This is a genomic window from Brachybacterium sp. GCM10030268, from assembly GCF_042666305.1.
Lineage (GTDB): Bacteria > Actinomycetota > Actinomycetes > Actinomycetales > Dermabacteraceae > Brachybacterium.
On record NZ_JBHTCW010000001.1, the window covers coordinates 379,769 to 403,756 of the forward strand.

A 23,988-nucleotide genomic window follows, 5' to 3' on the forward strand; every position below is an offset into this window, starting at 1 on the left:
CGGCTGCGCTGGAGGTGTCAGTCGAACGAGTTGATGGCGCCGACCACGTCGCCGGCCACCTCGGTGGCGCCGTCGAACGCGCCCTTCGCGTCCCCGATGGCGTCGTCGAGGTTGTAGTCACCGGGCGTGATGTCGTTGACGATCTCATTGGGGTGGATGGACACGGCGAGATCCGCCTTGACGCCGAGAGCGGCGGCGACATCCCCGCCGACCGCAATGCCGACTTCGTCGGTCGACACGGTGCCGCCCACGCTTCCGCCGAGACCGGCTCCGGCCTCGACGCCGAACGACGCGGACGAGGAGAGCCAGCCGCCTGGCGATGTCCTGGCGATATCGGCATCCGCTTTGGCCCCTGCGAACGCCCCCGCGTCCGCACCGAAGGTGAAGCCGTTGACGTTCCCCTCGTCATTGCGTGTCGCGTGCGCATACGCGTTCGCATGAGCTTCGGCGCCCGCGTAGCCGGTCGCGCCCACGGTGGCACTGGCTCCGTGCGGTCCGGCCAGGGTGCCGTGGATGTCGCCGTACGCGCCTGCTCCGGCAGCGGCGCCGGCGCTGGCTCCGTCCGGACCGTACGTGACTCCGGCCTCGCCGTACGCTTCCGCCCCCACGCGGCCATCGGTCTGGTAGCTCGCGCCCCCGGGCAGGTTCAGCTTCTCGTCGAACCCGATCTCCGCCCCGGCGCGAGCACCGGCTGTATGGGTCGTGTTGCCATAGGCGTCCACGGTGGTGCTGTGTCCGGCACTGGCCCGCGTGTTCGCGTAGCCATCGGCGTACCCGAGTTCGTTGTCGATCTCGCGACCGTCCCAGTGCGAGCCGCCGCTCGAGTACTGCCCCACGGGACGCCCGTCGGACGCCGCATTGCCCACTCCGTAGCCCGGGCCGCCGTAGAACCCCTGCGGACCGCTGCCCCCACCGCCGGTGAACCAGTCGCTGAACGCATCCCCGAGCCCACGGCGGAGGATGCCGGGGTCCAACGGACCGCCGGGTAGCGGCATCGGAAACGGCATGGGGTACGGGAACGGGAAGGGGCCGAAGTCGGGGAGGGAGGGCAGGTACAGCATCCCGCCGCTGGAGGCCTGGTCCTGTTCGGTCGCGTGCTGCTCCAGTTCCCGCTGCGAACCGCGGATGTCGTGCTCGCTCGCCAGCATCCGGGGCCTCACCGTGCCGTGCCAGTGCTCACGGAACGCGGTGGCGTCGGGCCCGACCCATTCGACCGAATCGATCAGGGCTGTGGCCGTGTCCGCGAGATCGGCGATGCGCTGGGCGCCCTGCCCGAAGGCGCTCGCCTGCGAGCGCAGCTGTTCCGTGTCCGCTCCGTAGAATCCCGCCATCGCGCCCACCGACCCCTTTTCCTCGCACTCGTCCCTGACGTGCTCACGACACTAGACGTGCCGTCCGCCGCGCGCGATGGGGAGGACTACCCATAGGGTGTGGCCGCACGCGGGGCCGATCCTCGCCATCCACGTCCTCGGAAGGCATCTCATGTCCACGACACTGCGCAGCGCGGGCTCGCGCGTCAATCACGTCATCGGTCCGATGGTGATGCTGATTGGCGTCGCTGCGGGCATCGCGGCGATCGTTCTCGCCATCGCCCTGGACGCTCTGCCGTTCCTCGTGCTCTTCGTTCCCGCTGCGCTCGCGGTCGGCGGGGGCGCGTTCGTGCTGTGGGGCGCACGACGGTCCCGGCTGCTGATCGACGAGACCGGGTTCACGTGGGCGGGATTCGTGGGACGGCAGCATGCGGTGCGCTGGGACACGCTGCACCGGCTCCTCCCTCCCCCGCCGGGGGCCTCACGTGTCGTGGCGATCGCCGAGCTGCGCGACGGCTCCTCCGTCGAGGTCCGGGCGCTGTGGGACTCTCCGACCTCACCGTCGGCGCTGCTGGGTGGCTCCGATCATTCCGCGGCCCGGAATGCGCTCATCGCAGCTCACCGGGAGTGGCTCTCCACTCGACGCTGACCTGCAGCGACGCCCGTGGCCCGATTCGTGACGGGCACACCGGATCGGGGGCAGCCGTCGTGCTGCTCCCTGATCCGCGGAGCATCCCGAGCCGCGGCCCCGCAGGCACGGCTCAGCGCACGACCTCCCGGTGCCCGGAGTCGAGCCGGCGCGTCCATCCGCGGGAGTCCAGGTGCTCGAGCAGCGGAATCGCGACCCGGCGCGTGGTGCCGAGCGCCTGGCGCGCCTGGGAGGCGGTGAAGGGCTGCGACAGGGCTGCGAGCTCCCGCATCGCGAGGGCCGGCGCGGTCGGCAGCAGGATCACCTCGCCCGGCAGCCGCAGCAGCCGTCCCTGACGCGCGGCGGCGGCGAGTTCGCGGGGGCCCAGACCTAGCCGACGAAGGTCATCAGCGTCGGGGGCGCTGAACGGTTCGGCGGCGAGACGGGTCTCGAGCGATCGCAGGGACTCCTCCGCCGCCCCGAGCCCCTCCGTGGCCGCGGTGTCACGTACTCGGCCGTCGGCCTGGCGCAGGCCCGCGGCGGCCACCACGGCGTCCAACAGGCCAGGGTGGGGCAGATCGACGGCGTCGGCCGCGGCCTTGCGCGGGAGGCCTGCCGAGAGGGGGTCGCTCGTCCGGTCGGCGGTCACCGCCTCGCGCAGCCGGGTCGTCCACCTCTCCATCGAGTCCGTATCCACCAGCCAGTCCCCGTGACGCTCCACGCCGGGATGGCGGCCCGACGGGAGGGGGATCCCGAAGCGGACCAGGATCTCGGCACGCACTGCACCTCGCCGTGCGACCTCGGCGGCGGCATCCCCGCCCAGCGGCATGGCCTCGAGCGTCTCGCGGCGCCGGGTCCCCTCGCCCCGGCGGGCCAGGGCGGGCGGATCCACGTCCAGCACGCTCACCCCTGTGCGGACCCGGCGGCTGCCGCCGCCGCGCAGCACCATGCGGTCCCCGACGCTCAACGGCAGGCTGCGCGTGAGGGTGAGACGGGCATGGTCGTCTCCGAAGGGGCGCACCCGGGCGGGAACGGCGGCGGTCCCCACGTGCACCACGAGCTCGGTGGGCGCATCGGCGAAGCTCGCGCCGGTCACCCGTCGCACGTCGATGCTTCCGGTGACCTTCCATGCCCCGGGAGTGACCAGGGCGTCCCCGCGGCCGATCTCCTCCGGGGCAGTACCTCGCAGGTTCACCGCGGCGCGGTTGACGGGGCCGAGGTGGTCCACCGGGCCGCCGCGGCTCTGCAGGCCGCGCACCACGACCTCTCCCCCATGCTCGGCGCCGCACAGCTCGAGCCGCTGCTCCCGGGCGAGGGTGCCGGCAGCGAGGGTTCCGGTGACCACCGTGCCGGCCCCGGAGATGGTGAAGGAGCGGTCCACCCACAGTCTCACCCGCTCGTGCGGGGAGGGCTGCCGGGCGCCGGTCACCGCGACGTCGAGCGCCTCCCGCAGTTCGTCGAGCCCGGCCCCGGTCACGGCGGAGACGGCGAGCGCCGGGGCCTGCCCGAGGCCGGTGCCGGCGAGCTCGACGCGCGCCTGGGCGATCACCTCCTCCACGCGGTCCGGGGCCAGATCGGCGCGGGTGATGACCAGGATGCCCTGATCGATGCCGAGGGCGGCGATGGCGTCGCGGTGGTCAGCGGACTGGTCCCGCCAGCCCTCGTCGGCCGCGACCACGAAGCAGACGATGGGCGCGGGGCCGATGCCGGCCAGCATGTTGCCCAGGAATCGTTCGTGGCCGGGCACATCGACGAAGGAGACCTCGCGGCCCGAGGGCAGGGTGGTCCAGGCGAAGCCGAGATCGATGGTCAGCCCGCGGCGCTTCTCGTCGGCCAGCCGGTCGGGGTCGGAGCCGGTCAGCGCCCGGATCAGGGTGGACTTGCCGTGGTCGACGTGTCCGGCGGTGGCGATGACCTGCCTCATCGCGTGGGGCGCTCCTCGCGCCCGGCGAGCGTGTCCCGGGCCGCCCGGACCGCCTCGACCAGCGAGTCGTCGTCGGCCTCCGGCACGCAGCGCAGATCGAGCAGGCACTCCCCCTCGCGCACTGTCGGGACGACGGCGGGATCGCCCGTGCGCAGCGGGGAGGCGAGCTCGGGCTCGAGCGCGACGGCCCAGCCGGGCAGCGGCACTTCGGCGCCTCCCCCGCCGCCGACGCGGCCGTCGTGCGGGACGAGCCGCCCGTCGACCCGTTCGGCGAGGCGAGCGGTGCGCTCCCGAAGCGCCTCGGGATCGGTGCGCAGCGCCTCGAGCACCGGTGCGGTGGGTCCTGCGAGCGTGGCTTCGAGGGCGGCGAGCGCGAGCTTGTCGGCGCGGACGGCGCGGGCCAGGGGATGCCGGGCGAGGCGCGCGATGACGTCGGCCCGTCCCAGCAGGATCCCGGCCTGGGGGCCGCCGAGGAGCTTGTCGCCGCTGGCGATGACCAGGTCGGCGCCGTCACGGAGGGCGGTCGCGATATCGGGCTCGTCGGCCAGGAGGGCCTCGGGGGTCAGCAGTCCGCTGCCGAGATCGGCGATCAGGGGGATGCCGGCGTCCCGGCAGATCGGGGCGAGCTCGGCGATCGGGACCGCGCTGGTGAAGCCGCTGATGCGGTAGTTGCTGGTGTGGATGCGCAGCACGCAGGCGGTGGCGGGGCCGATCGCGTCGGTGTAGTCGGCCACGTGGGTGCGGTTCGTGGTGCCGACCTCGCGCAGCGTGGGGCCGGTCGACGTGATGAGATCGGGCAGGCGGAAGCCGGCGCCGATTTCGATGAGCTCCCCGCGGCTGACGATGACGTCGTCCCGCTCGGGCCCGGCGGCCAGGGCGGTGGTGGTCAGGGCCAGGGCGGCGGCGCCGTTGTTGACCACGAGGGCGTCCTCCGCGTCGGGGCATGCCTCGAGCAGTGCGGTGCGCACCCCGGCGCCGCGGCGGGAGCGGGTGCCCTGGGCGAGGTCGAATTCGACGTCGGTGTACCCGGCGGCCTCGAGCAGGGCCTGCCGGGCGGGCTCGGACAGCGGGGCGCGGCCGAGGTTGGTGTGGACGATGACGCCGGTGGCGTTCAGCACCGGCCGCAGGGAGGCCGACGGCCGGTCCCCGAGGGCGCGCAGCACCTCGGCCGGCACGTCCTCGGGGGCGATGTGGCCACCGCGGGCGCGGTCCTGCACGGCGCGGACCACGCCGCGGACGACGTGCTCGCCGAGCGCAGCGCGGGCTCGTTCCACCTCGGGGTGGGCGAGCAGCCGGTCGGTGCGGGGGATGCGGCGGCGCGGGTCCTCGGCGGTCTCACGCTGGTCCTCGCGCACGGTCCCCTCCTTCTCGGCCGACGGGAGCGGAGGCGGACGGGAATCGAACCCGCCAGGGCGAGATGCTCGCCCTCACCGGTTTTGAAGACCGGGGTGACCACCAGGACACGGACGCCTCCCAGTCGTTCCGGCCGGATCAGCCGGAACGGTCCTGCTCAGCGTATCGGCGCGTCTCGGGTGCGTGCTGGACGTCAGGCGCCGGCGCGACCGATCGGAAGGGCGCATCGGCACCCGACCGACACCTGTCGCGGGATGGCGACCACCTGCTGACGTGCCGAGCACCTCGTCCGTAGACTCGGTGCCATGACGGCCGACGCAGCCCCGAGCACCGCGACTCCGACCGGCGCCGCGAGCCCCGGCATCCGCCTGACGACGATGGCCCACGGCGGCGGGTGCGCCTGCAAGATCCCGCCCGGCGAGTTGGAGGAGGCCGTCTCGGCGCTTGCCGGGCAGGTCGACGAGAGCGTGATCGTGGGGCTCGACGACGGGGACGACGCCGCCGCCGTGCGGATCGATGGGGACACCGCGGTGCTCTCGACCGCGGATTTCTTCACCCCCGTGGTCGATGATCCCTACGACTGGGGCCGGATCGCCGCCGCCAACGCCCTCTCGGACATCTACGCGATGGGCGGCGACCCGGTGGTGGCCATCAACCTGGTGGGCTGGCCGCGGGACGTGCTGCCCATGGAGCTGCTGCGCGAGGTGCTGCGGGGCGGCCTGGCGGTCACCCAGGAGGCCGGAGTCCCCCTCATCGGCGGGCACAGCGTCGACGACCCCGAACCCAAGTACGGCATGGCCGTCACGGGCATCGCCCGCCCCGACCGGCTCCTGCGCAACGACGCCGCCCGGCCGGGCCGGCCGCTCACGCTGACCAAGCCCATCGGGGTGGGGCTGCTGAACAACCGCCACAAGGCCACCGGCGAGGTGTCCGAGGCGGCCGTGGCGACGATGACCGAGCTGAACCGGGACGCCGCGCAGGCCGCCCTGACCGCCGGCGCGGTGGCGGCGACCGACGTGACGGGCTTCGGCCTGCTGGGGCACCTGTTCAAGATGGTGCGCGCCTCCGGGGCGGGGGCAGTCCTCGATCGCTCTGCCGTGCCGCTGGTCGAAGGGGCGGCCGAGGCGCTGCGGGACGGCTACGTCTCGGGCGGGACCCGCCGGAATCTCGACTGGGTGCGTGAGCACCTGCGGGCGGCCGACGGGATCACCGAGGAGGACCTGCTGCTGCTCGCGGACGCACAGACCTCCGGCGGCCTGCTGGTCGTCGGCGAGGTGCCGGGCTACCCGATCATCGGCGAGATCGTGGAGGGCACGGGTATCGAGGTGCGGTGAGGCCGGGACTCGCACTCGCCCGGCCGAGCCGCGTGCTGGGGCTACTGCGGCTGCTCCGCCCGCTCTGAGGACGTCGGCTCGTCCGGCCGCCCGCCGGTCTGCCGCGGTCCCGTGGTGATCGAGTCGTCGACCACGCCTTCCGCGCGACGCCGTTCGAGGCGTTCGCGCTGGGGCTCGATCGTGCGCCGGGGATCCTTGACCGACTCCAGCCCGGCCTCCAGCACACCGAACCGGGTCAGGGCCGAGGCCGCAGCCAGGGCCAGGCCGCTCGCCGCCGCGATCGGCCGGCTGCGACCGGCCAGCAGGGCACCGAGACCGCCGGCGATCGCCAGGCCCTCGGAGAGCTTCAGCTTCCACCCGGCGCTCCCGCTCTCCAGCGGCTCGGCCTCGAGAGGATGCATCTGCCCCCGCATCCGGCGCGTCGCGACCAGGTCCCCGACCACCCCGGCCACCGCCAGGGCGCGCGCCGGCCCGGTCTCCCGGACAGGCGTGGTGACCAGGGCGGTGCCGCCCGCGGCGAGGGAGGCCGAGGAGACGAACACGTAGGCCAGCGACTTCCGGGAGGCGGCCCAGGTGGGAACCGCCGTGTCGCCCAGCAGAGTCGCCGTGTAGGCGGCCAGAGGACCGCCGAGCACCGCGGACGTCGTCCCGCCGGCGCACTCGGCGACCCGCAGCAGCGGCCGCAGCCGTCCCAGCGGCAGCCGTTCCCCCGACATCCGATCCACTTCGCCCGCCGCGGCGAAGCCGGCGGCAGTGCCGAAGGCTGTCAGCAGCCAGGTGCCCATGCTCATCGGGGAGCTGGGCTTGAACACGCGCAGCATGTACAGGAATCGTTCCGGGCGGCCCAGGTCGTACACCAGAGCAGGCAGACCGATGCTGACCGCGCCGAGGGCGGTCAAGCGCGAGTTGCGCCGCAGCCGGGGCCGACCCGTCACGGCGGCGCCGGCACCCAGCAGGGCGGAGCCGCCCGCGAGGCCGCCGACGAAGAAGTACAGCCCGATCGGCCACTCCCACGGCGGCGCCTTGACGACGGGGCGGCCGTAGTACGAGTCGAACTCGCCGTCCGTCGTGCTGCTCGGCGGCTCGTTCGACCCCGCCCCGCCCCCGGAGTTCGACTGGTTCACGGGGTTCGCCCGATCTATCTGGTCAGGTTCGCGCGGCGGCCCGTCCCGGCGCCGGCGGCCGCGTCGGGCGGGCTCGGGCGGCCGGTAGTCGTCGAACTCGGAGGTGACGGCGCGGCCGGAGTCAGCGGAGTCGGTCACCGGCGCGCTCCCAGGAACGCGAGGGCGGTGGCGGCGATCATCCCGAGCGCGGCCGCCCCGGCCGTGCGGTACATCTGCGGCAGCTCCTTCGTGGGCACCTGCGGATCGGGGGGCAGCCCGTACACCTCGGGTTCGTCGAGCAGGAGGAAGACCGAGCCGATGCCGCCGACGCCGTCCTGGGAATTGGCGCCGTACAGGCGCGCCTCCGTCATGCCCTGCCCGTGGAGCTGCTGGACGCGCTCCTCGGCGGCCTCGACCAGATCCTCGCGGTCACCGAACTTGATCGACTCGGTCGGGCAGGTCTGCGCACAGGCGGGCGTCTGCCCGTCGACGAGGCGGTCGTGGCAGAGCGTGCACTTGTTCGCGGTGCCGCGGTGGGGGACGTCCTGCTCGATCTCCTTCGAGGAGGACCTCGGGGCCACGGTGCCGTCGTCGCGGCGCTCGATCACCCCGAAGGGGCACCCGCCCACGCAGGTCCCGCAGCCGTTGCAGACATCCGACTGGACGACGACGCTGCCGAACTCGGTGCGGTACAGCGCCCCCGTGGGACACACGTCCAGGCAGCCCGCGTTGGTGCAGTGCTTGCAGACGTCCGAGGACATCAGCCAGCGGAACTCCGGGGTGTCCGGCATCGTGGTGTCGGTCGCGGTGGTGCCGGCGCCCGGGGCGGGCGCGTCCTTGCGGGGACCGACGGTCGGCATTCCCAGGCTGACCAGCTTGCGGCCGGATTCCCTGGCCTCGTCGATCCGCTCGGAGTCCTGTTCGACGAAGGCCACGTGACGCCAGGTGTTCGCCCCCAGCTGCCCGGTGTTGTCGAACGAGGATCCCAGCAGCTCGAACTCGCCGTCGGCCGGGTTGTTGTTCCACTCCTTGCAGGCGACCTCGCAGGCCTTGCACCCGATGCAGATGGAGGTGTCGGTGAAGAAGCCCTTGCGGGGATGGGTGTGCCCCCAGCCCGTATCCGCCGCCGGGTCTCCTGCCGATTCCGTCAGCGATCCCATCACTGCTCCTCTCGCGTGGTGCCGGTGGGGTCCGGGGCCTCGCCCCGGTGACGCTCGGGGGCGATGATCCTCTCCACGCCGGTGTGGATGTCGATGCCGGCGTGGTGCTGATGCTCGGTGACCAGGTCGCGCAGCGCCGCTCCGCGGGGGCGCCGCCCGGGACGCACCGTGCAGGCGATCACCTTGGAGTTCTGGATCTGGGTATTGGCATCGAGGTTGATGCCGATCAGATCGTTGACGCTGTCACCCTCGACGATCGCCGAGGAGCCCTGCGCCCAGTGGTACGGCATGCCGATCTGGTGCACGGTGCGCCCGGCGATCTGCAGCGGCGTCATCCGCCGGGTGACGACCACCTTCGCCTCGATCGCCGAGCGCGGGGAGATCAGCGTGGCCCAGCCGTACGGCTCCAGGCCCACCTCCTCGGCCAGCTCCGGGGAGACCTCGCAGAACAGCTCGGGCTGCAGCTCGGAGAGGTAGGGCAGGAAGCGGCTCATACCACCGGCGGTGTGGTGCTCGGTCAGCCGGTACGTGGTGAACACGTAGGGGTACACCTCCCCCGCGGTGCCGGTGATGCCGGGCCCGTTGAGGTTGTCGGGGTCCGAGAACGCCACCCGGGTGGGGTTGGCCTGCTGGCGGTACAGCGGATTGGCGATGATGGACTCGACCGCCTCGTAGTGGGTGGGCAACGGCCCGTCGACCATGCCCGAGGGGGCGAACAGCCAGCCGCGGCCGTCGGCCTGCATGATGAACGCGTCATTGCCGGCGAGCGCCTCGGCGCCTCCCAGATCGGCGTCCCCGACGTCGTGCGGGGACTTCTCCACCGGGAAATCCGGGACGTCCTTGCCGGTCCAGCGCTGCTGGTCCTCGTCCCACCAGATGTACTTCTTGCGCTCGCTCCACGGCTTCCCGTCGAGATCGGCCGAGGCACGGTTGTAGAGGATCCGGCGGTTCGCCGGCCACGCCCAGGCCCACTCCGCGGCAGTGATGTCCTGTTCGCTGCCGGGCCTGCGGCGCGCCGCCTGGTTGATGCCCTCGGCGTAGACGCCGGTGTAGATCCAGCAGCCGCCGGCGGTGGTGCCGTCAGCAGTCATCTCCGTGTAGGAGGACAGGGCCTCGCCGTCCCTCTCCCCGCCGACGTAGTAGCCGTTGATCTCCTTGAGCACCGACTCGGGGTCGGGCTCCCCGTGCTCCGTCAGCGGGTAGTCCCAGGTCAGGTCCAGCAGCGGACGATCCCGCGGATCCTCGGAGCCTGCCAGCCGATCCCGGATCCGTGTGCCCAGCTCGTACATGAACTGCAGCTCGCTCATGCAGTCGCCGGGAGGCGTCACGGCCTGGTCCCGCCACTGCACGAGGCGCTGGGTCTGGGTGAAGGAGCCCGATTTCTCGGTGTGGTTCGCGGCGGGCAGGAAGAACACCTCGGTGCCGATGTCCTCGCTCCGCAGCTCCCCGGACTCGATCTCCGGCCCCTCCTTCCACCAGGTCGCGGACTCGATCATGTTGAAGTCGCGCACCACCAGCCATTTCAGGTGGGACATCCCCAGCCGCTGCATGCGCCCGTTGGCGGAGCCCACAGCGGGGTTCTGGCCCAGCAGGAAGAATCCGTCGAGCCCGTCCTCGAGCATCCGCATCGTGGTCTGGTACGTCCCGTGGGGGCCGCTGAGGCGGGGCAGGTAGTCGAACGCCCAGTCGTTCTCCGCGGTCGCGGCGTCTCCCCACCACGCCTTGAGCAGGTTGACCGCATAGGCCTCGGAGTTCGCCCAGAATCCCTTCTGGCTCTTGCTGCCGATGGAGTCGACGTACTCGCGAAAGCTGCTGTGCGAGCCGACCTTGGGCATCGGCAGGTATCCGGGCAGCAGGTTGAACAGGGTCGGGATGTCTGTGGAGCCCTGGATCGTGGCGTGGCCGCGCAGCGCCATGATCCCACCGCCGGGACGACCCATGTTGCCCAGCAGCAGCTGCAGCACCCCGGCGGCGCGGATGAACTGGGCCCCGCCGATGTGCTGGGTCCAGCCCACCGCGTAGGCGAAGCAGGTGGTGCGCTCCGGTCCCGAGTTCTCCGCCATGGAACGGGCGAGGTACTCGAAGTCCTCCCGGGAGATGCCGCAGGTCTCCTCGACCAGCTCCGGGGTGTAGCGGGCGTAGTGGCGCCTGAGGATCTGGAAGACGGTGCGGGGATCCTGCAGCGTCTCGTCGCGCGCCGGGGCGCCGCGCTGTAGGGGCGGCCCGCCGGAGCCGTGCGACTCCCCCTGCGCCTCGCCGTCCTCCGCGGTCTCGCCGCTGGCACGCCCGGAACGCTCATGGGAGGCGTACAGCTGCGAGTCGTTGTCCCCGTCGGCCGAGGAGTCGTCGTACTGCCAGGAGGCCATGTCGTACGAGCCCTGGTCCGGATCGAAGCCGGAGAACAGGCCGTCGGCGTCCTCGGCGTCGACGTAGTCCTCGTCGATCAGGGAGGAGGCATTGGTGAACGCCCGGACGTAGTCCTCGAACCAGAGGTCATGGGTCAGGACGTAGTTGATGACCGCGCCCAGCAGCACGATGTCCGTCCCGGCGCGCAGCGGGATGTGCTTGTCCGCGTTGGCACTGGTGCGGGAGAAGCGCGGGTCGACGTGGATGACCCGGGCGCCCTTGGCCCGCGCCTCCATGACCCACTGATAGCCGACGGGATGGGCCTCGGCCATGTTGGAGCCCTGGATGACGATGCAGTCGGCGTTGGCCATGTCCTGCAGGTACTGCGTGGCGCCGCCACGCCCGAACGAGGTCCCCAGACCGGGGACCGTGGCGGAGTGTCAAATGCGCGCCTGGTTCTCCATCTGGATGGCGCCGGCCGCCGTGAAGAGCTTCTTGGCGAGGTAGTTCTCCTCGTTGTCGATGGTCGCTCCGCCGAGGGAGGCGATGCCCATCGCGCGGCGCAGCGGCCGCCCCTGCTCGTCCTCGTCCTCCCAGTGGTGGCGTCGCGCCTCCAGGAAGCGGTCCGCAATCATGTCCAGCGCGGTGTCGAGGTCGAGGTCCTCCCAGTCGCTGGCATAGGGCCGGCGGTACCGGACCGTCGTGACACGGCGCGGGGAGTTGGCCAGCTGCTCGCTGGCGGCGCCCTTGGGGCACAGGCGGCCGCGGGAGATCGGGGAATCGGGATCACCCTCGATCTGGATGACCTTGTTGTCCTTGGCGTAGATCTTCTGGCCGCAGCCGACGGCGCAGTACGGGCAGACGCTCTGGACGACGGTGTCCGCATCTGCGGTGCGTGGAGCCTTGTCCCGGGTGGCCTGCGAGGTGACCGCAGACCCCCGGCCCATCGGATCCTTGCCGCGCAGCTGCCGGATCACCGGCCACTCGAGGAACAGGGGGCGAGCCATGTGAGCGACGTTACCAGCGCGGCCCCGGATTCCGCCATCGACCTGCCGGGCGGTCAGGCCGTCTCGGAGCCTTCGTCGCGCAGGCGCTCGTGGTGGCGGATCACCTCGGTGACGATGAAGCGCAGGAATGCCTCGGCGAACACCGGGTCGAGGCCGGCCGTGTCGGCCAGGGAGCGCAGCCGCTGGATCTGCTCGCGCTCGCGGGAAGGGTCGGCGGGAGGGAGGCCGTGGGTGGCCTTGAGGACGCCCACCCGCTGGGTGTGGGCGAAGCGCTCTGCGAGCAGGTGCACCAGAGCGGCGTCGATGTTGTCGATGCTGCGGCGCTCCTGGCGCAGCAGCTCCTTCGCGCGGTCGGCGTCGTCGGCTGACGCGGCGGACGAGGAGTGGGACATCAGGCCGAGCGATCCTGCCGCGAGTCGTCGACCGCCCGGTCGCTGTCCTTGCCGGTGACCATCAGCGGGGCGCGGCCCTCGGTGACGACTCCTTCGGTGATGACCACCTTCGCGACGTCGTGGCGCGAGGGGACCTCGAACATGACCGACTGCAGAGACTCCTCGAGGATCGCCCGCAGGCCGCGCGCGCCGGTGCCGCGTTCGATGGCTCGGTCGGCGATGGCCTCCAGGGCGCTGCGCTCGAAGTCGAGTTCGACGCCGTCGAGCTCGAACATCTTCTGGAACTGCCGCACCAGCGCGTTGCGGGGCTCGGTGAGGATCTGGATCAGCGCCTCGCGGTCGAGGTTGGAGACGGAGGTGATCACCGGCAGGCGGCCGATGAACTCGGGGATCAGGCCGAACTTCAGCAGGTCCTCGGGCACCAGCTCGGAGTAGACGGCCTCCTGCTCGAGCGCGGTGTGCAGCTCGGCCCCGAAGCCGATGCCGCGCCGGCCGATGCGGGAGGTGATGATGTCCTCGATGCCTGCGAAGGCGCCCGCCACGATGAACAGGACGTTCGTGGTGTCGATCTGGATGAATTCCTGATGGGGGTGCTTGCGCCCGCCCTGCGGCGGAACGGCCGCGACCGTTCCCTCGATGATCTTCAGCAGGGCCTGCTGCACGCCCTCGCCGGAGACGTCCCGGGTGATCGACGGGTTCTCCGACTTACGGCCGATCTTGTCGACCTCGTCGATGTAGATGATGCCGCGCTCGGCCTTCTTGACGTCGTAGTCGGCGGCCTGGAGGAGCTTGAGCAGGATGTTCTCGACGTCCTCGCCGACGTACCCGGCCTCCGTTAGCGCCGTGGCGTCGGCCATCGCGAACGGGACGTCCAGCAGTCGCGCGAGCGTCTGGGCGAGGTAGGTCTTGCCGCAGCCGGTGGGGCCGACGAGCATCACGTTGGACTTGGCGACCTCGATCTCGTCCTTCTCCCCGCCGGCCTCCTCGGCCAGCGCGGCGGCGGCGGACTTCGCCGCGGGCGCGGTCTCCCCGTTCTCCTGCGCGCGCACGCGCTTGTAGTGGTTGTAGACGGCGACGGCGAGGGCACGCTTGGCCGGGATCTGGCCGACGACGTACTCCTCGAGGAAGCCGAAGATCTCCTGCGGGGTGGGCAGCGGTGCCTGCTCCTCGGCGGCGGGCTGCGCGGCCTGGATCTCCTCGGCGATGATCTCGTTGCACAGCTCGATGCACTCTTCGCAGATGTACACGCCCGGCCCGGAGATCAGCCGTTCGACCTGTTTCTGCGACTTGCCGCAGAAGGAGCATTTGAACACGTCGGCCCCATCGCTCGTGCGCGCCATCTCCGTGTCCTTTCGTCAGGCCGTCGTCCATGCGGTCATCGCGGTTCGCGGGATCCCGACCCGGGATCTCGCGCACCCGACCACGGTACCGCGTCGGTCCCCCGCGATACGGGAGGCTAGTCCTCGGGGTGCCGGGTGCGGAAGCGGGCCCGGCGACTGCTCCCCGTGCCCCGGCGCACCGGGAGGCGGGAAGCGGCCGACGGACCCGTCGCCGCCGGTGCGACGCCGCGGCCGGGCGAGGACCGCCCGGCCGCGGCGAGCACTCAGGAGGAGACCTGCTGGCGGAGCTCCTTGCGGGACTCCAGGACCTGGTCGACCAGGCCGTAGTCGAGCGCGCCGGCGGCAGTGAGGATCTTGTCGCGCTCGATGTCGGTGCTGATCTGTTCCGTGGTGCGGCCCGTGTGGTGGGCCAGCGTCTCCTCGAGCCAGACGCGCATGCGCATGATCTCGTTGGCCTGGATCTCCAGGTCGGAGGCCTGGCCGCCGCCGCCCTCGCCGCCCATGGCGGGCTGGTGGATGAGGATGCGGGCGTTGGGCAGCGCCAGGCGCTTGCCCGGGGACCCTGCGGCCAGCAGCACCGCGGCGGCCGAGGCCGCCTGGCCGAGGCACACCGTGGTGATGTCCGGCTTGATGTACTGCATCGTGTCGTAGATGGCGGTCAGCGCGGTGAACGAGCCGCCGGGGCTGTTGATGTACAGCGTGATGTCGCGGTCGGGGTCCTGGGACTCCAGGACCAGCAGCTGGGCCATGACGTCATCGGCCGAGGCGTCGTCGACCTGGACGCCGAGGAAGATGATGCGGTCCTCGAACAGCTTGGTGTAGGGGTCCTGGCGCTTGAGGCCGTAGGCCGTGCGCTCCTCGTACTGCGGCAGCACGTAGCGGGACGTCGGCATGGGAGCGGCCTGGCCGTAGCCGCCGGCCTGGGCGGCCGGCAGCGAGCCGATGGTGCGGGGATCGAAGGTCACGGGTTCTCCTTGCTGGAAGCGGGTCTGATGGTGACGGAGGGGCGGTCAGTCGTCGGTGCCGCCGCCGCCCGTGACGTCACCCGAACCGGTGACGATCTTGTCGATGAAGCCGTACTCGAGAGCCTCGGTGGCCGTGAACCAGTGGTCGCGGTCCGAGTCCTCGGTGATCTGCTCGACCGTCTTGCCGGTCTGCTCGGCGATCAGCTCGGCGAGCTGACGCTTCATGGACAGGATGAGATCGGCCTGGATCTTGATGTCCGTGGCGGTGCCGCCGAGGCCACCGAGCGGCTGGTGCATGAGCACGCGCGTGTGGGCGGTCGCGTAGCGCTTGCCCTTGGCGCCCGAGGAGAGCAGGAACTGGCCCATCGACGCCGCCATGCCCATGCCGATCGTCACCACGTCCGGCTGGACGTACTGCATCGTGTCGTAGATGGCCATGCCCGCGGTGATCGAACCCCCGGGGCTGTTGATGTAGAGGTAGATGTCCTTGTCCGGATCCTCGGCCGCCAGCAGCAGGATCTTCGCGCAGATCGCGTTGGCGTTGTCATCGCGCACCTCGGAGCCGAGCCACACGATGCGGTCGCGCAGCAGGCGCTGGTAGACGTTGTCGTCGAGGCCCATGCCCATGGGGTTGTCCCCGGCCGCCATGCTCGGCCGGGGGCTGTCGGTGCTCTGGGAGGTCACAGTGTCTCCTTCGTGGCGGGATTGGCGATGAGACGACTCTAAGCGCTGGCGACCGCGCCGGGGTGCGCTGTTCGCCCAAGGCTCAGCGGTCAGGCCGGATCGCGGCACCCGGGCCCCGCCGTCCGCTCCCGAGCAACCGCCTCGTCCCACGGTCATGGCACGCAGGCAGCCTGTGGTCCACGACTCCCGCGAGAGTCAAGTCGCGGCGGGGTCCGGTCCCGAATGGTCGGGATGACGTAAAGGTCCCCCCAAGTCCCCTGCCGGGCTGTTTCAAGCCCCTCGGTTCCTGGCCCGAGCGCTCCTACGGTGGACGCATCACCCACAAGATCGCCCACAAGCCGGTGGTCACATAGTCCCGTAAGACATCCCGACCCAACAGGTCGGAGCCGGAAGGAACGATCCGCACATCATGGCGAAGCACAACACGCACCGCATCCCCGGTCGCGCCCACTCTCCCGTCCTCAACGCCCAGAACGCCGCCCGTGGACTCGGCGGAGCCGCCGTCCTCGGCACCGTCGTGGTCGGGTCCGCCTTCTCCGGCGGCGGCGCCGCGCAGGCCGCGCCCAGCGCGCCCTCCGCTCCGGCAGCCCCCTCCGTGCAGTCCGCGCCTGCGGCTCCGGCCGAGGCGGCGCCGACCGCGGTCCTCGACTCCACCGAGAAGCTCCGCTGGGGCTCCGAGGGCGGCAACGTGGAGGACCTCCAGTCCGCGCTGAACGACCACGGCGCGAGCCTCGCCGAGGACGGCATCTTCGGCCCCAAGACCCACGCCGCTGTGAAGGACTACCAGTCCAGCAACGGCCTGCAGGTGGACGGCGTCGTCGGCCCCGAGACCCGCGGCTCGCTCAACGGCGAGTCCGGCGTGCCCTCCGGTGGCGGCGCCTCGGTCCCGACCAGCTCCTCCAGCTCCAGCAGCAGCTCCATCGTGGACGCCGCCCGCTCCGTGATCGGCACCCACTACAGCTGGGCCGGCAACTCCCCCAGCGAGGGCTTCGACTGCTCCGGCCTGGTCCAGTACGCCTACCAGGCAGCCGGCATCGACGTGCCGCGCACGAGCGGCGCCATCACCGATGGCGGCCGCATGATCTCGCAGTCCGAGGCGCAGCCGGGCGACATCGTGGCCTACTCCGGCCACGTCGCGATCTACGCCGGCGACGGCCAGATCATCGACGCCTCCGGCTCCAAGCAGCAGGTCGTCGAGCGCGGCATCTGGGGCAACCCGATCGGGTTCGTCACCTACCGCTGATCCGCTCAGCTCCTCACCGAGGGCCCGGTCTCCGCATGGAGGCCGGGCCCTCGTGCGTCGTGAGGCCGTCGGGTATCCGGCGCGGCATAGCCGGACACGCAGCAGTGTCGCGAACGGGGCCGCTCAGCGCCGCGGCCGGTACACCCGTCCGAGCGAACGTGCCGCTCCCGGGATCGCACCCACCAGCTCCCAGTCCACGCGGCGCCCACCGGGCACCTCGAAGATCCGGGTGCCGTCGCCGAGGAAGACGGGCGCGACGAAGACCTGCATCTCGTCGATGAGATCGTGCTCGAGGGCCTGCCGGGCGATGTCGGCGCTGATGATCTGGACGTCCTTCGCGCCGGCTGCCTCGCGAGCGCGACGCACCGCCTCGGTGACGTGGCAGTCCAGCGGGACGACCGCGGGATCCTCGGCGAGCTCCTCGGGGCGGTGGGTCAGGATGAACTCCGTGCCGCTGAAGGCGCCGCCGTAGGCCTCGGAGGTGAGCTCGCCGCGCTGGTCCCGCTGCGCGAGGGCGGCGTCGTACCCTGCGCGGCCGGAGATGATCGCTCCCACCTCACCGGCCAGCGCCTCGACGACCCCGTCCTCGAGTCCCGCGCCCTCCGTGCTGTGCGCCTCGTGCTCGCGAGCGGCCAGGTCCTCCAGCCAGCTCATGTCGTGCCCGGGCCCGGCGATGAAGCCGTCGAGCGACGCGGTGAACCCCCAGGTGACCTTGCCCATGACCGCTCCCCGCTGCTCGCCGGCGCCTGATGTGCTCCGGCCCACGATACTCGCGGCGTGCTCCGGACCTGCGAGCGCACCCGCCGGGCCCGGGCGAGCTCGATGGCCCGGCGCAGTGCGGGCATGCGAACGGGCCGCCGCCCCCGGGTGGGGACGACGGCCCGTCTCGATGGTGGCTGCGAGCTCAGCGCCCGCAGCCGGCGGTCACTTCGCCGCGGAGTCCTCGGACTCCTCGGCGGCGCTCTCATCGCCGGCCTCGTCGTCGCTCGCCTCGGCAGCGGGCTCGTCCTCAGCGGACTCGTCCTCGCCGGACTCCTCATCGGCCGGGGCGTCGAGTCCCAGGTCGAGCACCTCGCCGTCGGTGTTCTTGACGGTGATGTCGGCCAGGACGATGTCCAGGGCCTTGGAGCGCTGGACCTCGGCGAAGATCTGCTCCAGCTGACCGGACTGCGCGAGCATCTGCATCAGCTGGTTCGGCTCGACGCCGTACTGCTGGGAGAGCTGGCTCATGTAGTTCATGAGGTCGTTCTGGTCGACGTTGACCTCGCGGGTCGCGTTGATCTCGTCCAGCAGGAACTGGGCGCGAACGGCGCGGGCGGTGTCCTCGCGGATCTCCTCGCCGTGCGGGTCGCCCTCTTCCTTGCCCTCGTTCTCGAGGTGGGTGTTGATCTCGTCCTGGACGAGCTGATCGGGCACCGGGATCTCGAGCTCGTCGAGGAGCTTCTCGAGCAGGGCGTTGCGGGCCAGTGCTACGCGGTTGCCCTCGGCGTCGGTGGCGGCCTGCTTGCGCAGGTCCTCCTTGAGCTCGTCGATGGTGTCGAACTCGGAGGCCATCTCGGCGAACTCGTCGTCGGCCTCGGGCAGCTCGCGCACCTTCACGGACTGCGGGGTGACCTTGATCTGCGCCTCTTCCCCGGCGTGCTCGCCGCCGGCGAGCTTCGAGGTGAAGGTGGTGGTCTCCTCGGCGGAGAGGCCGGTGAGGGCCTCGTCCAGGCCCTCGAGCATGTTGCCCTCGCCGATCTGGTACGAGACGCCCTCGACGGTCTCGATCTCCTCGTCGTCGATGGTCGCGACGAGATCGAGGGAGACGAAGTCACCGTTCTCGGCGGGACGGTCGACGCCCACCAGGGTGCCGAAGCGCTCGCGCAGCTCGGTCAGGCGCACCTCGACGGCGTCGTCGTCGACCGTCGGCTCCTCGATCTCCACCTCGAGAGCGGAGAAGTCGGGCAGGTCGATCTCGGGACGCACGTCCTGCTCGACGACGAAGACGAGGTTGCCCTCCTCGGAGCCGTCCAGGCCGGGGATCTCGTTGACCTCGACCTCGGGGCGGCCGACGGGCTTGATCTCGGCCTCGGCGGCAGCCTTCTGGTAGAGGTCCGGCATCGCGTCGTTGACGGCTTCCTGCATGATCGCGGGGCGACCGAAGCGCTGCTCGACGAGACGGGAGGGAACCTTGCCCTTGCGGAAGCCGGGGATCTGCACCTGGTCGGCGATCTTCTTCGTGGCGGCCTCGACGGCCGGCTTGAGCTCGTCGAAGGGCACCTCGACGGTGAGCTTCACCCGGGTCGGGTTGAGCTTCTCGGACTCGGTCTTCACTGGTCAGGTCTCCCTGTACATGGATGTCTATGGTCTGTTCTCACGAGCGCCTCGGAGCTCGCACATGGCGACCCGTCGGCGGAGTCGGGGTGACAGGATTTGAACCTGCGACTTCCCGCTCCCAAAGCGGGTGCTCTACCAAGCTGAGCTACACCCCGGAGGGCAACCCGAGGGATATTACCGTCTCGCCCTGCATGGCGCTCGACTCGCCGTCTCGGGCTGTGAGGAGATGCATCCCGCCACACCCGCTGGAGGGTGTGCCACCTGCGCCGGTGATCTGGTTCAATAGTGGTCCACGCGGATGTAGCTCAATGGTAGAGCCTCAGTCTTCCAAACTGATTACGCGGGTTCGATTCCCGTCATCCGCTCCAGCGCGCGAGCCGCGGCACCGTCCATCGGGCCGCGGCTCGCGCCGTCCTCGGGCCCTCCAGGCCGTCGGTCGCGCCCACGCTTCGGCGCGCTCGCTCATCCCAGCACTCCTTCGCGCAGGGCTCGCAGCACGGCGTTGGTCCTGTCGCGTGCCCCCATCTTCGCCAGGATCGTCGAGGCATGGTTCTTGACGGTCCCTTCGGCCAGGTGGAGCAGACCCGCGATCTCGCGGTTGCTGTACCCCTCGGCGATCAGCCGCAGCACGTCCAGCTCCCGCCCGGTCAGCTGCTGGATCGGCGCCCCGTCACCCGATATCGACGAGCCCGCGCGAATGGCCCGGAGCAGGCTCTCGGTGATGGACGGCGAGATCAGGGTGCCGCCGTCGGCGAGCGTGTCCACAGCGCGGGCGAGCTGGTCGACGGTGACGTCCTTGAGCAGGTAGCCGCGGGCGCCGGCGCGCAGAGCCCGCAGCACGAGCTCGTCGTCATCGAAGGTGGTCAGCACGAGTACCGGGATGCTGCATCCCCGCGCGCGGAGCTGCTCGAGGGTCCAGATCCCGTCGCGGCGCGGCATCCGCAGATCCAGCATCGCCACATCCGGCAGATGCCTCTCGATCTGCTCCAGCGCCGTCACTCCGTTCTCCGCCTCGGCGACCACCTCGATCCCGGCCACCTCCAGCAGGGTGCGGATCCCTTCCCGGACCAGCGTCTGGTCGTCCGCGAGCACGACGCGTCTCATGGCGCCTCCAACCGTCCGCTGACGCGGAATCCGCCACGGCCGTCGATGGTGAGGGCACCGCCGAGCACCTCGAACCGTTCGCGCATGCCACGCAGACCGTTGCCGAGCCGCGGCACCCCCGATCCCACCCCGTCGTCCCGCGCCTCCAGGACGACGTCGCCGCCGTCGCGGCCCAGCTCGATGACCAGGCGCCCGGCATCGGAGTGCCGGATCGTGTTGGTCACGGCCTCCTGCGCCAGGCGGAGGAAGGCGAGGGCCTGATCCTCGGTCAGCGGCACGTCAGGGTCCACCCGGACCTCGACCTCGAGTCCGGGGATCCCCTCGACGATGCCCCGCAGCGCCCCGGCGAGGTCGACCGGCTCCGCGCGCAGCTCGCCGACGGTCGAGCGCACGTCGCGCAGGAGTGCCCGGGCCACCTCGTCGGCCTTCTCGACATGGGTCCCGGCCCGCTCCGGGTCGAGGTGCCGGGCGGCCTCGAGGTTCAGCGTCAGCACGGTGAGCTGATGGCCGATCAGGTCGTGCAGCTCGCGCGAGATCCGCAGCCGCTCCGCGGTCCGAGTGGATTCGGCGAGCATCACGCTCGCGGCCCGCGCGTCGACGTGCGCCCTCGCGAGCTCGGTACGCAGGCGCTTCTCCCGCAGCAGGGCGGCGGTGCTGAGGGCCGAGGCGATCTGGATCATCAGGTAGAACCCGGCGAGCATCAGCGCCTCGGAGCGGCCGCTGGAGGCGAGCAGGCTCGCGCCCAGGACCGCGGCGGTGTTGACCACGGCGATGGCCACGGTCACCGGGAGCGGCACCACGTACACGCTGAGTGCGGTCGTCAGCACGACGACGATGTGCAGCACGCCGGTCGCGGGCACCGTGAGGATCAGTGCCCATGCGCTCACGAGTGCACAGCACAGGGACGCGATCGCCGCCCCGCGACGCCTGATCAGTGCGCCCGTGCCGAACACGGCGGCGAGGAACACCACCAGCAGCAGCGCCCACAGCGGTCGCGCGATCCGCGGCTCGATCACCCCGAGCAGCGACGGCATGGACACCGCGACCGCGATGACCAGCATCGCCAGCCCCGCCCAGCCCTCGGTGCCCAGTCGTCGCATGCGCTCATCGTAGAGCGGCGCCACCCGCGGGCACCCGTGCCGATGGTCATGGGTCGTGGTGGTGACCGTCGGCACGCGCGGCGGCGAACCGCCGCTGCCTACCGTCGAAATATGACGAACACCCCTGCACCAGCCGTGATCGAGGTCGCCCGCGTCGCCAAGAGCTACCGCGGCGCGGTCGCCGTCGCGGACGTCTCGCTGCAGGTGCGCGAGGGCGAGACGGTGGGGATGCTCGGCGTCAACGGAGCGGGGAAGACCACCACCGTCGAGATGATCGCCGGGCTCCGCGCTCCGGATCACGGGCGCATCAGCGTCCTCGGGCTCGACCCCCGCCGCGACCGGGCACAGCTCACCCAGATCCTCGGCGTGCAGCTGCAGGAGGCGCAGCTGCACCCCTCCCTGACGGTCTCGGAACTCATCGAGCTGTACCGCAGCTTCTACCCCCACCCGCGGTCCCAGGCCGAGCTCCTCGAGCTCGTCGAGCTGACCGCGGAGCGCGACGTCCGCTTCGAGAAGCTCTCCGGGGGTCGCCGGCAACGGCTCTCCATCGCTCTCGCCCTGGCCGGCAGGCCGCGGATCCTCATCCTCGACGAACTCACGACGGGACTGGATCCGGCGGCCCGGCGCCGCATGTGGCGCACCATCGAGACCCTTCGCGCCGAGGGCGTGACCATCCTCCTGGTCTCCCACACGATGGAGGAGGTCGAGCGGCTGTGCGACCGCCTCGTCCTGCTCGAGGCCGGGCGGGTGATCGCCGCGGCCGCACCTGCCGAGCTGCTCGCACGCAGCGGCACCTCAACCCTCGACGAAGCATTTCTCCAGCTCACCGGCCATGACCCGGAGGTCTCCGAATGAATGCCACCGACGCACACGTCCCCGCTGCGATCCCCGCCCGGTCGCCGGGCCTGCGGTCCCTGCTGGTGCTGGTCCGCTGCGAGATCCGGATGGTCGTGCGCGACACGGCTGGCCTGCTGGTTCCGCTCGGCCTGCCGCTGCTGATCCTGCTCACCAGCGCCGGGTCGGCGGGCGAGCAGGAGATCGTCCGCGGGCGCACGGCACTGGACCTGTTCGTGCTGCCACTGATCATCGTGATGGTGCTGACGATGGTGGGGGTGCTGAACATGCCGAGCTTCCTGGCGACCTATCGCCGCACCGGGGTCCTGCGTCGGCTGAGGGTGACGCCCGCTTCGCCGCTGATGGTGATGCTCGCCCAGGTCATCACCAGCATTCTGCAATCAGCGCTGGGCATCGGCCTGGCGGGAGCCCTCGCGGTGGCGCTGTTCGGGGCGAACCCTCCCGTGGACGTGCTCCCGGCGCTGGGGGTGCTGGCTCTGGCCGCGGCTGCTCTGTACGCCACCGGGATGATCGTCGCGGCGGTGGCGCCGACCCCGAACTCCGCCGTCGCCATCGGTCTGGTCGCGTTCCTGCTCCTGGGCGCCAGCGGAGGCATGTTCGGGGGACCCGAGGCCCTGCCGGAGCCGGTCGCCGAGCTCGGCTCCCACCTGCCCTTCGGGGCCGCGGTCGAGGGACTCTCCGCGGCATGGGCCGGTGAACCGGTCGCCGGCACCTCCGTGCTCTCGCTGACCCTGACCCTCGTCCTCGGGGTCGGGATCTCCGCCTGGCTGTTCCGCTGGGACTGACGGCGGCGGCTCGGTTCCCGGCCGGAATCAGCCGGTGGCACGGCGCACCAGCTCCGCGATCCGCCCGGCGACCTCGTCATCGATGGCGGTGATCGCGACGGCCGTGGGCCAGAACGGCCCTCCCGGTTCAGGCCGGACTCTGCTGGATGCGGATCATGTTCCCGGCGGGGTCGCGCACAGCGCAGTCCCGCAGGCCGTAGTCCTGGTCGATCGGCTCCTGGACGATGTCCGCCCCGGCGGCCTCGAGCGCAGCGAACGTCGCATCGAGGTCTGTCGCGGCGAGGTTGACGCCGAAGTAGGAGCCCTTGGCGATGATCGCCTGCAGGGTCGCGTTCTCCTCGGCCGTGACCCCGTTGCCCTCGAACAGGGGGTGCATCACGATCGCGGTGTCCGGCTGACCGGCGGGCCCGACGGTGATCCACCGCATCTGGCCGCCGCCGACGTCGAGGCGCACCTCGAAGCCGAGGACGTCACGGTAGAAGGCGAGCGAGGCCTCCGCATCGGTGTGGGGCAGGAAGCTGGAGTGGATGGTCAGGGCGGGGGGCGTCTCGGCGTTCGTGGTCATGCCTGAGACGTTAGAGGGGTTCCGGAGCCGACGCTTCTCGATTCCTGACCGGTCTGGTGACGCGGCGCGCGATGCACGGCGGCATGGAGTCCAGAACGTCGGCGCCCCGCTCACGGTAGACGGAGGGCGGGACGCCCACGAGCTCTCGGAACCGCGTGCTGAAGGTGCCGAGCGACGTGAAGCCCACCTCCATGCAGATGTCCGTGACGGATCGGTCCGTCTGCCGCAGCAGGGTCATGGCCCGTTCGATCCGCCGCGTCATGAGGTACGAGTACGGCGATTCCCCGTACTCCTCGCGGAAGCGGCGGCTGAAGTGCCCGGCGGACATGTGCACCGAGCGGGCGAGTGAGTCGACGTCGAGGGCCTGGGCGTGATCGCGGTCCATGCGGTCTCGCGCCCGTCGCAGCGCCACCAGGTCCGCCGTCGGGATGACGGGCCGGGGCCGCCCTGCCGGGAACCGCAGGACGACGG

Annotated in this window: 21 protein-coding genes and 3 tRNA genes; 6 read left to right on the forward strand and 18 right to left on the reverse strand. The window is 71.3% G+C overall.

Annotation, left to right across the window (positions count from 1 at the left end):
- Window positions 1-17: 17 nt before the first annotated feature.
- Window positions 18-1,331 carry a WXG100 family type VII secretion target gene (locus tag ACFQRD_RS01715; RefSeq protein ID WP_377803355.1) on the reverse strand — a complete coding sequence of 438 codons (1,314 nt, stop codon included), beginning with the start codon at window positions 1,329-1,331 and terminating at the stop codon, window positions 18-20.
- Between the two features lie 151 nt (window positions 1,332-1,482).
- On the opposite strand from ACFQRD_RS01715, the gene ACFQRD_RS01720 reads away from it, so the two are divergent.
- Window positions 1,483-1,959 carry a hypothetical protein gene (locus ACFQRD_RS01720; RefSeq protein ID WP_377803356.1) on the forward strand — a complete coding sequence of 159 codons (477 nt, stop codon included), beginning with the start codon at window positions 1,483-1,485 and terminating at the stop codon, window positions 1,957-1,959.
- 112 nt (window positions 1,960-2,071) lie between these two features.
- On the opposite strand, the gene ACFQRD_RS01725 is transcribed toward ACFQRD_RS01720, so the two are convergent.
- From ACFQRD_RS01725 to ACFQRD_RS01735, 3 genes are all read right to left on the reverse strand, one after another.
- Entirely contained in the window at window positions 2,072-3,862 is a 1,791-nt protein-coding gene (locus ACFQRD_RS01725) for a SelB C-terminal domain-containing protein (RefSeq protein WP_377803357.1), read from the reverse strand.
- The gene (gene selA, locus ACFQRD_RS01730; protein ID WP_377020309.1) at window positions 3,859-5,217 is read right to left on the reverse strand and encodes an L-seryl-tRNA(Sec) selenium transferase; all 1,359 of its coding nucleotides are present in this window, start codon (window positions 5,215-5,217) and stop codon (window positions 3,859-3,861) included. The genes ACFQRD_RS01725 and selA overlap by 4 nt, the downstream gene beginning before the upstream one ends.
- 27 nt (window positions 5,218-5,244) lie before the next feature.
- Window positions 5,245-5,336 (reverse strand) — tRNA-Sec (locus tag ACFQRD_RS01735).
- 184 nt (window positions 5,337-5,520) lie between these two features.
- On the opposite strand from ACFQRD_RS01735, the gene selD reads away from it, so the two are divergent.
- A complete protein-coding gene (gene selD, locus ACFQRD_RS01740; RefSeq protein WP_377803358.1) occupies window positions 5,521-6,549 on the forward strand; it encodes a selenide, water dikinase SelD in 1,029 nt (342 codons plus the stop codon).
- Window positions 6,550-6,590: 41 nt separating this feature from the next.
- On the opposite strand, the gene nrfD is transcribed toward selD, so the two are convergent.
- From nrfD to ACFQRD_RS01775, 7 genes are all read right to left on the reverse strand, one after another.
- Window positions 6,591-7,811 (reverse strand): NrfD/PsrC family molybdoenzyme membrane anchor subunit, encoded by a 1,221-nt coding sequence (nrfD, locus tag ACFQRD_RS01745; RefSeq protein ID WP_377803359.1) that lies wholly within the window; start codon window positions 7,809-7,811, stop codon window positions 6,591-6,593.
- Window positions 7,808-8,812, reverse strand: a complete 1,005-nt coding sequence (locus ACFQRD_RS01750; RefSeq protein WP_377803360.1) for a 4Fe-4S dicluster domain-containing protein — start codon at window positions 8,810-8,812, stop codon at window positions 7,808-7,810. The genes nrfD and ACFQRD_RS01750 overlap by 4 nt, the downstream gene beginning before the upstream one ends.
- Window positions 8,812-12,165, reverse strand: coding sequence for a formate dehydrogenase (fdh, locus tag ACFQRD_RS01755; RefSeq protein WP_377803361.1), 3,354 nt, complete (start codon window positions 12,163-12,165; stop codon window positions 8,812-8,814). The genes ACFQRD_RS01750 and fdh overlap by 1 nt, the downstream gene beginning before the upstream one ends.
- A gap of 53 nt (window positions 12,166-12,218) precedes the next feature.
- The gene (locus ACFQRD_RS01760) at window positions 12,219-12,557 is read right to left on the reverse strand and encodes a chorismate mutase (protein WP_377794511.1); all 339 of its coding nucleotides are present in this window, start codon (window positions 12,555-12,557) and stop codon (window positions 12,219-12,221) included.
- The gene (gene clpX, locus ACFQRD_RS01765) at window positions 12,557-13,897 is read right to left on the reverse strand and encodes an ATP-dependent Clp protease ATP-binding subunit ClpX (protein WP_377794513.1); all 1,341 of its coding nucleotides are present in this window, start codon (window positions 13,895-13,897) and stop codon (window positions 12,557-12,559) included. Before clpX ends, ACFQRD_RS01760 begins: the two co-directional genes overlap by 1 nt.
- A 263-nt stretch (window positions 13,898-14,160) precedes the next feature.
- Window positions 14,161-14,790 (reverse strand): ATP-dependent Clp protease proteolytic subunit, encoded by a 630-nt coding sequence (locus ACFQRD_RS01770; RefSeq protein ID WP_377020418.1) that lies wholly within the window; start codon window positions 14,788-14,790, stop codon window positions 14,161-14,163.
- Window positions 14,791-14,907: 117 nt separating this feature from the next.
- The gene (locus ACFQRD_RS01775) at window positions 14,908-15,510 is read right to left on the reverse strand and encodes an ATP-dependent Clp protease proteolytic subunit (protein ID WP_377020417.1); all 603 of its coding nucleotides are present in this window, start codon (window positions 15,508-15,510) and stop codon (window positions 14,908-14,910) included.
- 445 nt (window positions 15,511-15,955) lie between these two features.
- Here ACFQRD_RS01775 and ACFQRD_RS01780 point away from each other — a divergent pair, with 445 nt between their 5' ends.
- Window positions 15,956-16,789, forward strand: a complete 834-nt coding sequence (locus ACFQRD_RS01780; protein ID WP_377020302.1) for an NlpC/P60 family protein — start codon at window positions 15,956-15,958, stop codon at window positions 16,787-16,789.
- A 123-nt stretch (window positions 16,790-16,912) separates the two neighbouring features.
- Here ACFQRD_RS01780 and ACFQRD_RS01785 read toward each other — a convergent pair whose 3' ends face one another.
- From ACFQRD_RS01785 to ACFQRD_RS01795, 3 genes are all read right to left on the reverse strand, one after another.
- The gene (locus ACFQRD_RS01785; RefSeq protein WP_377803362.1) at window positions 16,913-17,509 is read right to left on the reverse strand and encodes a dihydrofolate reductase family protein; all 597 of its coding nucleotides are present in this window, start codon (window positions 17,507-17,509) and stop codon (window positions 16,913-16,915) included.
- A 204-nt stretch (window positions 17,510-17,713) separates the two neighbouring features.
- A complete protein-coding gene (tig, locus tag ACFQRD_RS01790; RefSeq protein WP_377803363.1) occupies window positions 17,714-19,105 on the reverse strand; it encodes a trigger factor in 1,392 nt (463 codons plus the stop codon).
- 84 nt (window positions 19,106-19,189) lie between these two features.
- Window positions 19,190-19,263, reverse strand: a tRNA-Pro gene (locus ACFQRD_RS01795).
- 139 nt (window positions 19,264-19,402) lie between these two features.
- On the opposite strand from ACFQRD_RS01795, the gene ACFQRD_RS01800 reads away from it, so the two are divergent.
- Window positions 19,403-19,476 (forward strand) — tRNA-Gly (locus ACFQRD_RS01800).
- 94 nt (window positions 19,477-19,570) lie between these two features.
- On the opposite strand, the gene ACFQRD_RS01805 is transcribed toward ACFQRD_RS01800, so the two are convergent.
- Both ACFQRD_RS01805 and ACFQRD_RS01810 read right to left on the reverse strand, forming a co-directional pair.
- Entirely contained in the window at window positions 19,571-20,212 is a 642-nt protein-coding gene (locus tag ACFQRD_RS01805) for a response regulator (protein ID WP_377794183.1), read from the reverse strand.
- Window positions 20,209-21,312, reverse strand: a complete 1,104-nt coding sequence (locus tag ACFQRD_RS01810; RefSeq protein ID WP_377803364.1) for a sensor histidine kinase — start codon at window positions 21,310-21,312, stop codon at window positions 20,209-20,211. Before ACFQRD_RS01810 ends, ACFQRD_RS01805 begins: the two co-directional genes overlap by 4 nt.
- Window positions 21,313-21,423: 111 nt before the next feature.
- Here ACFQRD_RS01810 and ACFQRD_RS01815 point away from each other — a divergent pair, with 111 nt between their 5' ends.
- On the forward strand, window positions 21,424-22,167 hold the full coding sequence (locus ACFQRD_RS01815; RefSeq protein ID WP_377803365.1) for an ABC transporter ATP-binding protein: 744 nt from the start codon (window positions 21,424-21,426) through the stop codon (window positions 22,165-22,167).
- On the forward strand, window positions 22,164-22,952 hold the full coding sequence (locus ACFQRD_RS01820; RefSeq protein ID WP_377803366.1) for an ABC transporter permease: 789 nt from the start codon (window positions 22,164-22,166) through the stop codon (window positions 22,950-22,952). The genes ACFQRD_RS01815 and ACFQRD_RS01820 overlap by 4 nt, the downstream gene beginning before the upstream one ends.
- A 127-nt stretch (window positions 22,953-23,079) precedes the next feature.
- Here ACFQRD_RS01820 and ACFQRD_RS01825 read toward each other — a convergent pair whose 3' ends face one another.
- Window positions 23,080-23,517: a VOC family protein gene (locus ACFQRD_RS01825; protein WP_377803367.1), complete on the reverse strand. Its 438-nt coding sequence runs from the start codon at window positions 23,515-23,517 to the stop codon at window positions 23,080-23,082.
- A 10-nt stretch (window positions 23,518-23,527) separates the two neighbouring features.
- Entirely contained in the window at window positions 23,528-23,947 is a 420-nt protein-coding gene (locus ACFQRD_RS01830; protein ID WP_377803491.1) for a helix-turn-helix transcriptional regulator, read from the reverse strand.
- Window positions 23,948-23,988 lie beyond the last annotated feature (41 nt).

What these genes read in the sequence shown, in the direction of transcription:
- ACFQRD_RS01825 (WP_377803367.1), bottom strand. Translation starts at nt 23,517, where the DNA reads ATGACCACGAACGCCGAGACGCCCCCCGCCCTGACCATCCACTCCAGC.
- ACFQRD_RS01785 (WP_377803362.1), bottom strand. Translation starts at nt 17,509, where the DNA reads ATGGGCAAGGTCACCTGGGGGTTCACCGCGTCGCTCGACGGCTTCATC.
- ACFQRD_RS01820 (WP_377803366.1), top strand. Translation starts at nt 22,164, where the DNA reads ATGAATGCCACCGACGCACACGTCCCCGCTGCGATCCCCGCCCGGTCG.
- ACFQRD_RS01750 (WP_377803360.1), bottom strand. Translation starts at nt 8,812, where the DNA reads ATGGGATCGCTGACGGAATCGGCAGGAGACCCGGCGGCGGATACGGGC.
- ACFQRD_RS01720 (WP_377803356.1), top strand. Translation starts at nt 1,483, where the DNA reads ATGTCCACGACACTGCGCAGCGCGGGCTCGCGCGTCAATCACGTCATC.
- ACFQRD_RS01810 (WP_377803364.1), bottom strand. Translation starts at nt 21,312, where the DNA reads ATGCGACGACTGGGCACCGAGGGCTGGGCGGGGCTGGCGATGCTGGTC.
- ACFQRD_RS01715 (WP_377803355.1), bottom strand. Translation starts at nt 1,331, where the DNA reads ATGGCGGGATTCTACGGAGCGGACACGGAACAGCTGCGCTCGCAGGCG.
- ACFQRD_RS01815 (WP_377803365.1), top strand. Translation starts at nt 21,424, where the DNA reads ATGACGAACACCCCTGCACCAGCCGTGATCGAGGTCGCCCGCGTCGCC.
- ACFQRD_RS01780 (WP_377020302.1), top strand. Translation starts at nt 15,956, where the DNA reads ATGGCGAAGCACAACACGCACCGCATCCCCGGTCGCGCCCACTCTCCC.
- ACFQRD_RS01770 (WP_377020418.1), bottom strand. Translation starts at nt 14,790, where the DNA reads ATGCCGACGTCCCGCTACGTGCTGCCGCAGTACGAGGAGCGCACGGCC.
- ACFQRD_RS01725 (WP_377803357.1), bottom strand. Translation starts at nt 3,862, where the DNA reads ATGAGGCAGGTCATCGCCACCGCCGGACACGTCGACCACGGCAAGTCC.
- ACFQRD_RS01775 (WP_377020417.1), bottom strand. Translation starts at nt 15,510, where the DNA reads ATGGCGGCCGGGGACAACCCCATGGGCATGGGCCTCGACGACAACGTC.
- selD (WP_377803358.1), top strand. Translation starts at nt 5,521, where the DNA reads ATGACGGCCGACGCAGCCCCGAGCACCGCGACTCCGACCGGCGCCGCG.
- clpX (WP_377794513.1), bottom strand. Translation starts at nt 13,897, where the DNA reads ATGGCGCGCACGAGCGATGGGGCCGACGTGTTCAAATGCTCCTTCTGC.
- ACFQRD_RS01805 (WP_377794183.1), bottom strand. Translation starts at nt 20,212, where the DNA reads ATGAGACGCGTCGTGCTCGCGGACGACCAGACGCTGGTCCGGGAAGGG.
- ACFQRD_RS01760 (WP_377794511.1), bottom strand. Translation starts at nt 12,557, where the DNA reads ATGTCCCACTCCTCGTCCGCCGCGTCAGCCGACGACGCCGACCGCGCG.